This is a genomic window from Arcicella gelida (assembly GCF_034931025.1).
GTDB classification, from domain to species: domain Bacteria; phylum Bacteroidota; class Bacteroidia; order Cytophagales; family Spirosomataceae; genus Arcicella; species Arcicella gelida.
The window spans coordinates 47,990-60,929 of the sequence record NZ_JAYGIL010000011.1 but is presented as its reverse complement, the minus strand read 5'-3'; the positions used below and the strand labels follow the sequence as shown (position 1 = coordinate 60,929).

The 12,940-nt window shown below is 32.8% G+C and carries 13 protein-coding genes; 10 read left to right on the top strand and 3 right to left on the bottom strand.

The genetic code is table 11. From position 1 onward, the window contains the following. Positions 1-141: 141 nt before the first annotated feature. On the bottom strand, positions 142-876 hold the full coding sequence (locus VB776_RS10725; protein ID WP_323328855.1) for a hypothetical protein: 735 nt from the start codon (positions 874-876) through the stop codon (positions 142-144). A gap of 795 nt (positions 877-1,671) precedes the next feature. Between VB776_RS10725 and VB776_RS10720 the strand changes: the two genes are divergently transcribed. The 6 genes from VB776_RS10720 (at position 1,672) to VB776_RS10695 (ending at position 7,192) form a co-directional block, all read left to right on the top strand. Continuing rightward, on the top strand, positions 1,672-4,713 hold the full coding sequence (locus VB776_RS10720; RefSeq protein ID WP_323328853.1) for an Eco57I restriction-modification methylase domain-containing protein: 3,042 nt from the start codon (positions 1,672-1,674) through the stop codon (positions 4,711-4,713). A 340-nt stretch (positions 4,714-5,053) separates the two neighbouring features. Next, positions 5,054-5,338, top strand: coding sequence for a hypothetical protein (locus tag VB776_RS10715; RefSeq protein WP_323328850.1), 285 nt, complete (start codon positions 5,054-5,056; stop codon positions 5,336-5,338). A gap of 4 nt (positions 5,339-5,342) precedes the next feature. Further along, entirely contained in the window at positions 5,343-5,765 is a 423-nt protein-coding gene (locus tag VB776_RS10710) for a hypothetical protein (protein WP_323328848.1), read from the top strand. Positions 5,766-5,768: 3 nt separating this feature from the next. Continuing rightward, positions 5,769-5,963, top strand: coding sequence for a hypothetical protein (locus VB776_RS10705; RefSeq protein ID WP_323328847.1), 195 nt, complete (start codon positions 5,769-5,771; stop codon positions 5,961-5,963). A gap of 98 nt (positions 5,964-6,061) precedes the next feature. Continuing rightward, a complete protein-coding gene (locus VB776_RS10700) occupies positions 6,062-6,583 on the top strand; it encodes a transposase (protein WP_323328845.1) in 522 nt (173 codons plus the stop codon). A gap of 123 nt (positions 6,584-6,706) precedes the next feature. Next, positions 6,707-7,192 carry a PD-(D/E)XK nuclease domain-containing protein gene (locus VB776_RS10695; RefSeq protein ID WP_323328843.1) on the top strand — a complete coding sequence of 162 codons (486 nt, stop codon included), beginning with the start codon at positions 6,707-6,709 and terminating at the stop codon, positions 7,190-7,192. A gap of 24 nt (positions 7,193-7,216) precedes the next feature. Here VB776_RS10695 and VB776_RS10690 read toward each other — a convergent pair whose 3' ends face one another. After that, positions 7,217-7,810, bottom strand: a complete 594-nt coding sequence (locus VB776_RS10690) for a hypothetical protein (RefSeq protein ID WP_323328841.1) — start codon at positions 7,808-7,810, stop codon at positions 7,217-7,219. Positions 7,811-7,882: 72 nt separating this feature from the next. Further along, on the bottom strand, positions 7,883-8,188 hold the full coding sequence (locus VB776_RS10685) for a hypothetical protein (protein WP_323328839.1): 306 nt from the start codon (positions 8,186-8,188) through the stop codon (positions 7,883-7,885). 128 nt (positions 8,189-8,316) lie between these two features. Between VB776_RS10685 and VB776_RS10680 the strand changes: the two genes are divergently transcribed. From VB776_RS10680 to VB776_RS10665, 4 genes are all read left to right on the top strand, one after another. Beyond that, the gene (locus VB776_RS10680) at positions 8,317-8,625 is read left to right on the top strand and encodes a hypothetical protein (RefSeq protein ID WP_323328837.1); all 309 of its coding nucleotides are present in this window, start codon (positions 8,317-8,319) and stop codon (positions 8,623-8,625) included. Positions 8,626-8,746: 121 nt separating this feature from the next. Further along, on the top strand, positions 8,747-9,367 hold the full coding sequence (locus VB776_RS10675) for a hypothetical protein (RefSeq protein ID WP_323328835.1): 621 nt from the start codon (positions 8,747-8,749) through the stop codon (positions 9,365-9,367). Between the two features lie 220 nt (positions 9,368-9,587). Next, complete coding sequence (locus VB776_RS10670) at positions 9,588-10,667, top strand: hypothetical protein (RefSeq protein ID WP_323328833.1); 1,080 nt, start codon at positions 9,588-9,590, stop codon at positions 10,665-10,667. A 236-nt stretch (positions 10,668-10,903) separates the two neighbouring features. Then, on the top strand, positions 10,904-12,856 hold the full coding sequence (locus VB776_RS10665) for a sialate O-acetylesterase (RefSeq protein WP_323328831.1): 1,953 nt from the start codon (positions 10,904-10,906) through the stop codon (positions 12,854-12,856). Positions 12,857-12,940 lie beyond the last annotated feature (84 nt).

The following is a 12,940-nucleotide window of genomic DNA, read 5'->3' as shown; positions in this document are numbered from 1 at the left end:
AAGTACCTTACAGGAAGCCCTTTGAAAGTGGTTTTAATTTATTATCAATTACTTATCAAAACTTATATATTAAACTACTCCTAAAATTAAGGCATAAAAAAGCCCCTTCTTTCTCTGTATAGAAGGGGCTTGCCAATAAAGTTAAACAAAGCGTTTAAAAGAAATTCCTTTTATTTTATTGTACTCCAAACTATTAATACCAAAAGCTATTTTGATATAAGTCTTAACATCCATGGCAATATCTACTAAACCTGTTTTCTCGCCGTATAATACTTGATGTCTTTTCCCTCTTGCCAAATCCAAGGCAACATGACTATTAATCACGCTTGTGTTTGCCTGTTTTAATTGATTAATATATTGTGTAAGATTAGCCACTTTTAGCTCTTCCTCATTAGGATTATACTCAGGATGATTAGCCACTACAGCCACCAAAGCACCAAAATGTTCAATCAAATAATTAAAACTTGTCTGAGAAGAAGAATTTGTTTTAGGTACTGTAGCCACACCATCAATCATTATTGGTTCAGGTTTTTCAGAGGCTCTTTTTCCATGAATCTTACGTTTAAAAGATTTTGCCCCTTCCAATACCGCATCATCTACCCCAGAAATCGACAAAGTATTAAACACTTGGTTCGTTAAAGGACGAACATTACTAAAAAGTTTTTTTCGGTTTTCTAAAGCTATATCATATACAGCAATTAATGCCATAATTTCAGCCATTACCGTTTGTGCTTCAGTTAATACAGTTTGTAATTGAGGAGATTTGAGGGCATCTCTGGAGGGATTATAAGTAGCGCCCAAATTGGAACAATAAGTAATAAGATTTTCGAAATTTGCGATGTTTGCAGCGTTGCCACCGTCTTGTAGATTTGCCATGAGCATATTTGTTTAAGGTTAATAAAACAATGGATAAAAAGATAATTACTCAATAATAAAGTAATTAATATATGTTGAACCAATTATAGTGGCGTATCAGCTAAAATATTATTGACTGATTATTAGATACTTAAATTTAAAAAATAAACTATTACAAAAACAAAATAAAACTCAATATTTTTTCAGAAACTTATTATACGGTAAAATCAACTCACAAGAAAAACAATACTTTACCATTATTGCCATCGTTGGAGTTTTCTCCAACGAGACGAGCCTCAGCAACAAACCAAGTATTAGAGTTTTGTTAGTTGGCGAGTTGCTGACGCAAGGCTTGGCGGTCTAAGGCGACCCCGTAAAAACACCACCAAGGGCGAAATTACCATTTTTGCCATCGTTAGAGTTTTCTCCAACGAGACAAGCCTCAGCAACAAACCAACATTTAATGCTATAAAGTTATTTTTTTGTAATCGTTAGAGTTTTCTCCGACGAAACAAGCGTCAGCAACAAACCAAGTTTTAGAGTTTTGTTAGTTGGCGAGTTGCTGACGCAAGGCTTGGCGGTCTAAGGCGACCCCGTAAAAACACCACCAAGGGCGAAACAGTGTTTACTCATGGCATGACTGACAGAAAGTATTGATGCTCAAAAAAATCAGATGAGTCATGCCATGAGTATTGAACCTTTGCGTAGTTATTTAAGATTTTTCTAAACATATCCTAAAACATTAAAATATTCTGAAATAGAAATGTATATTCACAGCCTTTATCAATTAAACCATTTTACATTCTTTTACACAATATGTCATTCTTTCAGACCACCGTCACCAAAAAATACGCAAATACGCTGAACAAAGAGCTATTAAAAAAAGCATACACTAATTTTAAGGCACATTTTCACAATTCGGGCATTCAAGAAAATATCAGAAATAGCAAGGAAGAGCAGTATCAAGAAGGTTTTTTCAGAGATTTGTTTGTTAATATTCTGGGCTACAAACTTAATCCTGAGCCTAATTTTAATCTAATTACAGAAAACAAAAATGTAGTTGGCAGTAAAAAATCTGATGGTGCAATTATCATTAATGGAAATGTTACTGCCGTAATTGAACTCAAAGGCACTGATACTACCGACTTATCAAAAATTGAAGTACAAGCGTTTGGCTACAAAAACAACCAAGTAAATTGTACTTATGTGATTACTTCCAATTTTGAAAAACTTTGGTTTTATATTGATAATGCCATCGACCACTTGGAATTTAATTTATTTACCTTGGCGGAAGCTGAATTTGAATTACTTTATTTATGCCTCTCTTTTGAAGCCATCAAAGACAATATTCCCAAAAAGATAAAAGCAGAATCTTTAAGTGAAGAAGATACCATTACCAAAAAACTCTACAAAGATTACTCCTTGTTTAAAAGAGAATTACACCAAAATTTGGTTGAACTCAATCCACAGTTTGATGCACTCATTCTTTTTAAAAAATCTCAAAAATTATTAGATAGGTTTCTCTTTCTGTTTTTTGCCGAAGATAGTAATCTCTTACCACCAAATTCTGTAATTGAAATAATTGAGCGATGGAAAACCCTTTACGATTTAGATGAATATAGACCATTATATGAAAGGTTTAAAAAGTATTTTACATATTTGAATAATGGATATAAAGGAGCAAAATATGACATTTTTGCTTATAATGGTGGTTTATTTAAGCCTGATGAATTATTAGATACTATTCAAATAAGTGATGAATTACTTTATAAACATACCCTTAAACTTTCTTCCTACAACTTTGCCAGCGAAGTTGACGTAAATATTTTAGGACATATTTTTGAAAATTCATTGAATGAATTAGATGAAATACAAGCCCAATTAGAAGGCAAAGAAATTGATAAAGCAAAAACCAAACGCAAGAAAGATGGTGTTTTTTATACACCAAAATACATCACTAAATACATTGTAGAAAATACCGTAGGCAAGCTTTGCTTAGATAAAAAAGCGGAATTGTCAATTAACGATGCTGATTATTTCTATAATAAAAAACGCACAAAAGAGGTAAAAGCTCAACTGCAAGCTCAACTCAAAACTTATCGTGAATGGCTTTTACAACTTACCATCTGTGACCCCGCTTGTGGTTCTGGGGCATTTTTAAATCAAGCCCTTGATTTTCTAATTAACGAACATAAATACTTGGATGAACTCCAAGCCAAACTCTTTGGCGATACCATGGTGTTGAATGATGTATCGAAAAGTATTTTAGAAAATAACCTTTTTGGCGTTGATTTAAACGAAGAAAGTGTAGAAATAGCCAAACTCTCACTTTGGCTTCGTACTGCACAACCCAACAGAAAACTAAACGACCTAAACAATAATATTAAATGTGGTAATTCGCTGATTGACGAACCCGAAATTGCAGGAGATAAAGCATTTAATTGGGCAGCAGAGTTTCCACAAGTATTTGAAAAAGGTGGTTTTGATGTGATTATTGGAAATCCGCCGTATGTTTTTGCCAGAGATAATTTTAGCCAAAATGAAAAAGATTACTTTGTTAATAAATTTGTTTCTGCAAAATATCAAATAAATACTTATTTGTTATTCATTGAAAAAACCGTTTATGTTTTAAAAGAAAAAGGAATTTATGGTTTGATTATTCCAAACTCTTGGTTAATGATGTATTCAGGTGAAGGTTTGAGAAAATTCTTATTAGAAACCAATAAATTAAACCAAATTATCAATTTAACAGGATATTCTTTTGAAAGTGCCAATGTAGAAACCGTTATTTTATTAGCTGAAAAAGAAGCAATAAAAAGTGAAAATTCAATTCAAATTTTATTAAATAATGGAGAAGAATTTTATTTTTCTCATGCTAAACAACAAACAGAATTTACCAATAATGAAGGATTTGAATTTAAAGTATTTTTAGATGATGAAAGCGATGAATTAAACTTAAAAATTACAAACAACTCTGAGGAGTTAGATACTTTAGTAGAAATAAAAGCAGGATTACAAGCGTATGAAAAAGATAAAGGAGAACCGAAGCAAACCGCCGAAGATGTAAAAAATAGACCTTATGATTATGATTATCAATTTGACGAAAATACATTCAAATATTTAGATGGAAAGGATGTTAGTAGGTATTATGTAAATTGGTCAGGATTGTATTTGAAATACGGAAAACATTTAGCTGCACCAAGAACTTTTAACCTTTTTAATGGTAAAAAAATCATCGTTAGAGAAATTACTGGAAATTTCCCAAAATGTTTAATCGCAACCTATTCAGAAGAGATTTATCTATACAATAGAAGTAATATTGCCATTGTCGAGAAAGAAAATTCTGAAATTTCATTAAAATACATTTTAGCGATTCTGAACAGTAAATTACTTTCTTATTACTTTATAAAAAACACAGCTAAATCTGTTAGAAAATTATTCCCCAAAATCATTCTCAATGACCTAAGAAAATTTCCAGTCAAAAACATTTCTGAAACTGAACAAACTCTATTCATTGAAAAAGCAGATTTGATGCTTTTGTTAAATAAAAATTTACAAGAGCAATCTCAAAAATTTCAAAGAACGATTCAACGTAAATTTGATTTAAGCGAGCTATCTACAAAATTAGAAAACTGGTATTCACTTACCTTTAAAGAATTTATCGGAGAATTAGCCAAAAAGAAAATAAAATTAAATCTTTCTCAAGAAGCTGAATGGGAAGATTATTTCTTGGCTGAATCCAAAAAATTACAAGCCATCAAAGCCGAAATAGACCAAACAGATAAAGAAATAGATGCGATGGTTTATCAATTATACGGGCTAACAGAAGAGGAAATACAAATTATAGAAGGAGCATAAATAGAATTAAATTTTATACTTATGGGAATGAATAAAAGCCTAAGTGCCGTTGGCGAATATGATTTCGCCCTTGTTGGAGTTATCTCCAACAAGACGTGCGTCAGCAACTCGTTACTTTGTATTCTATTAAATTGGTTTGTTGCTGACGCTCGATTCGTTGGAGAAAACTCCAACGAGGGCTAAAACCTTTTGTCAATTAACGTCGGGACTCAAGTCCCGACCTATTGAATCTAACTTAGCGTGTACAGCAATTTATCGCCTTTGTTGGAGTTATCTCCAACAAAACGTGCGTCTGCAACAAATCAATTTTTAGTACTACCAACTTAAAACCTCGAAAAAGGTGGATTATTTATTTGACAATCGAAGCGATGCTATGAATTGGGCAAGAAAACAATTGGGACATAATACTACGAAAATGTATGATGCAAGTGGTAAATTGATAGGGTGGAGCAATGAAAAAGGTAGTGTTTATTGGGGACATGGAGATTGGGGTAATGGTAAAGGGTCTTCTACATTCCCTCATCTAAACTATAACATTGGGAGAGTAAAAGGACACTTATTTCTTCAAGACAAGATAACTACCCGAGGTATGTGGGGTGATTTTATAAATTATTTTAACAAATAAATTTATGTTGAATTTAGAATACATAGTTGAAAATAGTGGAGATTCAACTCTTGAAAGTTATACTTATTCAGGAGGATTATTGACAGTAAATATAGATTTAGGTGATTTTGATAAGGAAGTTTTAATAAAAATTAGAACAGATGGAATGTCATTCAAAAGCTATTATTTAGATAAAATAGAAGCCTTGTATAGGACTTGTAGAATAGAAATCCAAGAGTTAACAGGTATTCTTTCTGTAGAAAATGGGATGTATGTACCTTCAAATAATTTCGGGGAGTTTATGAATGAAAAAAAATTAAATTATCATTTGGCATATGGCGAAAAAACTAGTTCAATGAAATATATGTTTTCTCTGGTTGGTTATGACAGATTACTATCATGTCTTGTGTCAGATTTAGATTGTATAACATTGGAAGAAGTTAATTAAAAGATGTCCGTAGAAGATATTAGAGAATTTTTAAATGCAGGACCAAATTGGCATTCGAGGGGTACATTCAAAACAGATTTTCTTAAACAGTTTAGCAAAGAACTTAGAGGCGATACTAATGCTGATTTTTATATTGATAAAATTTCGCCGTTGTTGGTGTTTTTTCACCAACAACACGATTGTCTTGTCCTAAAATAAGTTGACAGTTTCGGTTAAGTTATCGCCTTTGTTGGAGTTATCTCCAACAAAACGTGCGTCAGCAACAAATCAACTTTTAGTACTACCAACTTAATGCTATGAATCATCACTACATACAGTTTTTTACAGCCACAATTTTATGGTGGAAGCCTTTACTCAAACCTGATAAGTATAAGCAAATCATTATTGATAGTTTGAAATTCTTGGTTGAAAATAAACGAGTAAAAGTGTATGGCTTTGTGATTATGCCAAATCATATTCACATAGTTTGGAAAATCAATGAAAACTATTTACTGAAAGATGTACAAAGAGATTTTTTGAAATACACAGCTCAACAAATCAAATTTGATTTAATCAAGAATCATCCTGCTGTTTTATCCCATTTTGAAGTAAATCTAACTGACCGACAATACCAGTTTTGGGAAAGAAACCCTTTGAGTATAAACTTATATTCAAGAAAAGTTATTCAACAAAAACTCTCCTATATTCATGCTAATCCATTGAAAGGAAAGTGGCTACTGGCAGATAGTCCCGATAAATACTGGTTCTCATCTTATCGTTTTTATGAAATGAATATTGATGAGTTTGGTTTCTTAACTCATTATCTTGAGGATAGTTAATGGCGAGTTGCTGACGCTCGTCTCGTTGGAGAAAACTCCAACGAGGGCGTAAACCCATCTATAATATGCGGTCTCTGACCGCAATAAAGCCTCAAAAATCATTCAATTATATTTTATTGGAATATGAAAATCAAAAATAAATCATCGTTCAAAGACGAAAAGACAGACCTAAGTTATTTTGAAAATTGGGTAAGACAATTAGAGAAAAATAATGACAGACAATACGAGCGTATTGAAATTGAAACTTCACTTGGTAAAACCCACGTTTGGGGACTCCACACAAAAGAAGAACACTTGGAAACATTGGTGACCTTCTCACTACTTGGCGTTTACATTCAATCGGAAGTACAAACCTCGGATGGCAGAATGGACGCTTTGATACGGATGAAGGATGTTGTCTATTGCATAGAATTCAAATTAGATGAATCGGCAGAAAAGGCTATTCAACAAATCAAAGACAAAGGTTATTTACAGCCTTTTTCGGCTAAAAACAAAAAGTTAGTAGCCATCGGCATCAATTTTTCAAGTGGGAGAATTGAAGTGGGAGGAAATAACAAAGTAGTCTTCTATTCTGTCGTAACATCAGCTACGACCAGAATAGAGTATTAAATATTAAGACAATTGTTTAACATTTTATGAGATGATACAACCCGGTAAAGTTTTATAAACTCCATTTGATTTCATTTTATACTTCCCATTAAAATCAATTTCAAATAATATAGATTCGTATTCTATGGGACACTTCTTAGATTTTGCCATGTTTAATTTAAAGCCCGTTTTAGTTTTTTTATATGAACCACCCTTAGCATTTTTAGAATCAACTCCAAGTCCTTCTGTTCTGCCTATCAAAATTGCTTCCGAAACATTATCAATTCTCCCAATAAATTTTCTCAGGGATTGCTCATTTGTTACATAATTTATTCCATTTTTATCAATATACATGATATAAGAATAACACATTCCTGGGAAGCATTCAGGGAAAAAACCATAGTTAGGTTCTGCTACTTTATATTTTTTAAGTAAATTACTATCTCCAAATTCATACATAGCTTTATTTGATATAGTCCAAACATATTTCCAATACAATATTGGGATATTGGGCTTAATGTTTTTTATTAGATTCTCTCTGACTGTATAAGACTTATTCAATTTAGTATAACCGCTTTTCTCGCTACAGGATACCGCTACAGCCAAAAGTATCAATAGGAATTTAATATGTTTTTTCATTTTTTGATGTTTAGGATGTGACATAGATTTCTAAATCACATTACTTGTTTTCTAACCTACGGAACTAGCAATCTATTTTTGATATTGAATCTTAAATCTTTGATTAGGATTATATATTTCATACACCATTTTACTGAAATGCCAATCTTCTCCGTCAAGGCTTCCATTATTTGTATTAACTTTAAGTCCTCCCCATAAATCCGATAATGGCTCTAAAAAGTAATATTTGGATGATTTATTTATTAATGTAATTTTAAATAAACACTTATCATTAGTCTTTTCTAATTTTACATATCCAGTAATATCTTCTTCAGTGGAACATGAATAGCCCAAAATAGAATACATAAAAATCATGATGAAAGCTATAATCTTATTCATTGTATGTTATTATCAAAGTGAAAATATTAGATTTTATATCTATCCCAACTTGTCTTAGCAGACACTTTCGACCAGTTTTAGTGTTTGAAGAAAGACTATACAACTAAAAACATCAATCAAAAGTAACTATGTTGAATGAATTAATAAATCATAAAGAAGTAGATTGGAATGAAATAAAGAAAAAATATCCAATCTGGAAAAAACTCGAATGTCGTGTTATTGCTCATCGACCGTTTGGAGTATTTTTAGATATAGGGGACAAAGAAGTTCTCGGAATTATTACAGTTATTGACTTTGATAATGATACTGTTTATCCAGCTTTAGAAAGTTTCGTGAATGGAGTTGTTATCGGATACACTGATGATGCACGTAATCAAATTTGGATTAGTATAAATCCCAAGGTTATATCTGGAGAAAAACTACCATTCGGACATTAAAACATTCCCCAACTAGCGCAAGTGTTAAGCAAAGCGTCACTTGTGCTAAACTTCAATTCAGTTTGAAACTGAATTAAAACAAACGTCCAAGACACAGTCCTAAACGAGTATTTAACAAGCCATGAAAAAATTATTCCTTCTATTTAACCTATTCTGTTTATCGTATTTTACTTCTTTGGCTCAGCGAAAAGAAGATAGCCTTTATGTATTTGTTGGAAAGAAAATAAAAGTCAATAAATTTAAGCCAAAGCTTGAAAAAGGAGGTTTATTAATGGATGGTGCCTATAAAGCTAAGTACAGAATTATTCAAAATGTTTACGGTGATTACAAAGGTAACACTATCAAGTTTGAAGCTTACGACCATTATGGCGTACCAGCTTTTTCAAAATATAAAAATGTAATGTTATTCGTTTCAAAATCGAACGGTAAGCTATATAATGAAAAATATCAATACTTTGATGTTTATAAAACTAAAAAAGGCAAATGGGCAAGTCCGTATAAATTTTATTTAAATCAAGATAACAGTAATATCAAACCTGAATTAATTGATTTTGCTGAGGATGTAGCTTATAATACTACTATTGTAGGAGCAAGAGAAAATTATTTACAAACTGTCTATCCGTCTCCATACTATAAAATTGTTGGTAACAAGGCAGTTGCAGTATATGGTAACTATTTAGAGGAATTGTTTGAACTAAAAAAAACAGGAGTCTTAAAAGCTAGAGGTTATTTTAAAAACTAATAGCTGAGTCCTCCCCAACTAATGCAAGTATTAAGCAAAGCATCACTTGTGCTAAACTTTAATTCAGTTTGAAACTGAATTAAAACAAACGTCCAAGACACAGTCTTGAACGATGGATGATATCGACCCCGTAAAAACACCGCAAAGGCAAATTCAAAACAATAAAAGCACTTTAAATTAATCAGCCTTCTGGCAATATAAAATCATAATAAACAATTCTATGAAACAATACCTGAAAATTATTACAGCACTGATATTGACAAGTTGCTTTGGACAAACTTCTACTGCTTGCTATTGTATAAACCATTTGACAATCGACAGTTTGCCACAAATGAAAGAGTATGACTTTATTGCTCATGTTAAAATAATTGACGACAAAATTTACAAGAAGCCCTCAAAAAATGACATCTTAGCCATCGGACTATTAACTTTTGAAGTATTAGAACTCTTCAAAGGAGAAAAAATCAATACAATTTTTGAATTATCAAAAAACTCTTCCTGCGACATCGGGGTTTCAAATGGCGAAGAATGGATATTATTTGGTAAAACCATTAATGGCAAACTTTCAATACAGGCTTGTGACAGAAATCGACGATATAAAGCAATAGACGGAACGAGAGATTGGAAATATGGTAGCGGTTTTTATGAATTGCAAAGCCTTAGAAATCTATATAAACATGATACGCAAAAATTCGAGAATGAAATAAGAAAAGAGTATTTCAAAAATGGCAACATTGAAATTGAAGAAAATTATCTGAACGGAAAACTTAATGGAGAAAGAAAAATTTGGTATCCAAACGGAAAGCTTTTTTGTCATCAAGTATATATCAACGACACTTTAGATGGAAAATCCGAATGGTTTTATCAATCAGGTCAAATTTATGATGAAGATTATTATCAAAAAGGGAAACCCTCGAATGTATCAAGACTATATTATGATTCCACCATTGAAAAAAGTTGGAAAAAGCTACTTATAGAGGACTTCTACAAAACAGAAGATTCTTTAAACTTTGTTTACAAAAGAGTTCAAGTTCAACATGAAACCGTTTATGATAGCGATGGAAAGACAATCATATCAAGAGGGTACAACAGACTTGGCAAGATTCAAAGAGAAGAAACAATAGATCCTAACAGAAATTTTAGGACTGTTATTTATTACCACGACAACGGGTTAATTTCTTCCATTGGGTATTATTTAAAAAGCGTAAACTATGGGCGTTACCAAGAGTATGACAAAAACGGTTTTCGGAGTAGAGGTTGGGACTATGATGAAAATGGCAAAACTATTAAAAACAAGTGAAAAGAGTAAATACTCATGGCATGAATAACAAATTATTTTGAGTGAAAGCGGTAGAAGGTAAAGCCAGATTCAATAGGTCGGGACTTAAGAATCTGGCTTTATGACTAATGAACACAAGTAGTGACAAAGTACAAATATCAATACCTCAACAATTTCAACCAATCCCAACAACAACCTGCAATTATATAAAGCCTTTCTTGTAATTTCGACGAAACATTAATCTGGCACTCTCTATTATGAAAAAAATCCTTTTTATCTGCTTAACATTTATTTCTGCAACAAGCCTTGCACAAGTAAAATTGGCTAGGCTTTTCTCCGACCACGTAGTATTACAAAGACAAAAACCGATTCCTGTTTGGGGTTGGGCAAATGCGAATGAAAAAGTGAATGTTACTTTGGCTGGACAAACTCAAAACACACAAGCTGATGCTTCTGGAAAATGGACGGTTAAATTTTCTCCTTTAGAAGCTGGCGGACCCTATAAAATGACGGCTACTGCAAAATCTGGTACTGTTAGCGTAAACGACATTTTGATTGGAGAAGTTTGGTTATGTTCGGGGCAGTCGAACATGGAATGGAGAACCTCGCAAGCCAATAACTTTCAAGAAGAAAAGAAAAATGCTGATTATCCAAAAATCAGACATTTCTTCGTAGAACATGACGTTACCATGACCCCGCAAGCTGATTTAAAAACGGGCGAGTGGAAAGTAGCTTCTGCCGAAACCATTGGTGATTTTACAGCGGTTGGTTTCTTCTTTGCTCGTGAATTATATCAAAAACTAAATATTCCTATTGGTTTGGTACATTCTTCATGGGGTGGTTCGCAAGTAGAAGGTTGGATTAGTAAAGAAGCAATGTTGAGCAACAGCGAACTAAAAAGTTATGCAGAAAACTTACCAAACAACTGGAAAGATGCTGACCATTTCCACGACCAAAAAGTACAGAAACAACTTTTAGGAGCAAATATCAACCCGACTGTAGCTGACGAGAAGAAATATTTGGAAGCTAATTATGATATTTCAAAATGGCATTATGCGGACAATCCGATGGGACAATGGGATTGGAAAGGCATTTGGGCGTATCGTGGTTCAGGTTATATGGCTCGATATATTGATGTGCCAGCAGAATTTGTGAATCAACAATCAACTTTAGCTTTGGCTGAAAACGATAGTTATAATGAGATTTATATCAATGGAAAATTAGTGTCGGCAGGTATTATCAAAGGTGTTCGTAAAATTACCGTTCCAGTAAATACTTGGAAAACAGGAACGAATCAACTCGTTGTTAAATTCGGAAAAATGATTAGTCTGCCTTGGTATGGTTTGGGATTACAAGGCTCTGCCAATGACTTGTATGTTGAGGCAAACAATCAAAAAATTGCCATTGCAAACGGTTGGCGATTAATGCCAGCTTTTGCTGAACCACACGAATATGTACATTTAAGTAATAATATTGGTACAACAATTTATAATGCCATGATTGCACCGATTGTCCCTTTTGCCATTCGTGGCTCATTGTGGTATCAAGGTGAAACCAATGCAGGCAGAGCTTATCAATATCGCCAAAGTTTTCCATTAATGATTGAAGATTGGCGTAAAAAATGGAATGATGATTTCTCTTTTTACTTTGTTCAATTAGCCAATTATGGTGGCTACCAAAACAGTAATCAAGGAAGTAATTGGGCAGAATTGCGTGAAGCACAAACAATGACGCTTTCACTTCCTAAAACTGGAATGGCTGTAATTACAGACATTGGAAATCCTTATGATATTCACCCAACCAACAAACAAGACGTTGGACATCGTTTAGCAATAAACGCTTTAAAAAAAGATTTCGGACAAAACATTGAATACAGTTCTCCGATGTTTAACGCTGTTGCTTTTGATAATGCCAAAGCTACTGTTAGCTTCAAACATATTGCCAAAGGCTTACAAGTAAACGATAAGTTTGGATACTTAAAAGGCTTTGAAATTGCTGGAGAAGACAAAGTTTTCTATTACGCCAAAGCTGAAATTGTTGATAATAAAGTAGTGGTATATCATCCAAAAGGACAAAAAGCTGTTGCCGTAAGATACGCTTGGGCAGATTCGCCAATGGATGCTAATTTATTTAATTCAGAAGGTTTACCAGCCAATTCATTCAGAACGGATACTTGGCAAGGAACAACAGTCAATAATAAGTTTGAATAGTTTTAGGCTTTCATCCTTGATGATTTTTATTGTTTAAAAAGAAAACCCTTTCAGGTACATTTATTACCTTGAAAGGGTTTTCTT

Coding starts and splice junctions, on each gene's coding strand:
- VB776_RS10725 (WP_323328855.1), bottom strand. CDS start 876: ATGGCAAATCTACAAGACGGTGGCAACGCTGCAAACATCGCAAATTTC.
- VB776_RS10720 (WP_323328853.1), top strand. CDS start 1,672: ATGTCATTCTTTCAGACCACCGTCACCAAAAAATACGCAAATACGCTG.
- VB776_RS10710 (WP_323328848.1), top strand. CDS start 5,343: ATGTTGAATTTAGAATACATAGTTGAAAATAGTGGAGATTCAACTCTT.
- VB776_RS10705 (WP_323328847.1), top strand. CDS start 5,769: ATGTCCGTAGAAGATATTAGAGAATTTTTAAATGCAGGACCAAATTGG.
- VB776_RS10700 (WP_323328845.1), top strand. CDS start 6,062: ATGAATCATCACTACATACAGTTTTTTACAGCCACAATTTTATGGTGG.
- VB776_RS10695 (WP_323328843.1), top strand. CDS start 6,707: ATGAAAATCAAAAATAAATCATCGTTCAAAGACGAAAAGACAGACCTA.
- VB776_RS10690 (WP_323328841.1), bottom strand. CDS start 7,810: ATGAAAAAACATATTAAATTCCTATTGATACTTTTGGCTGTAGCGGTA.
- VB776_RS10685 (WP_323328839.1), bottom strand. CDS start 8,188: ATGAATAAGATTATAGCTTTCATCATGATTTTTATGTATTCTATTTTG.
- VB776_RS10680 (WP_323328837.1), top strand. CDS start 8,317: ATGTTGAATGAATTAATAAATCATAAAGAAGTAGATTGGAATGAAATA.
- VB776_RS10675 (WP_323328835.1), top strand. CDS start 8,747: ATGAAAAAATTATTCCTTCTATTTAACCTATTCTGTTTATCGTATTTT.
- VB776_RS10670 (WP_323328833.1), top strand. CDS start 9,588: ATGAAACAATACCTGAAAATTATTACAGCACTGATATTGACAAGTTGC.
- VB776_RS10665 (WP_323328831.1), top strand. CDS start 10,904: ATGAAAAAAATCCTTTTTATCTGCTTAACATTTATTTCTGCAACAAGC.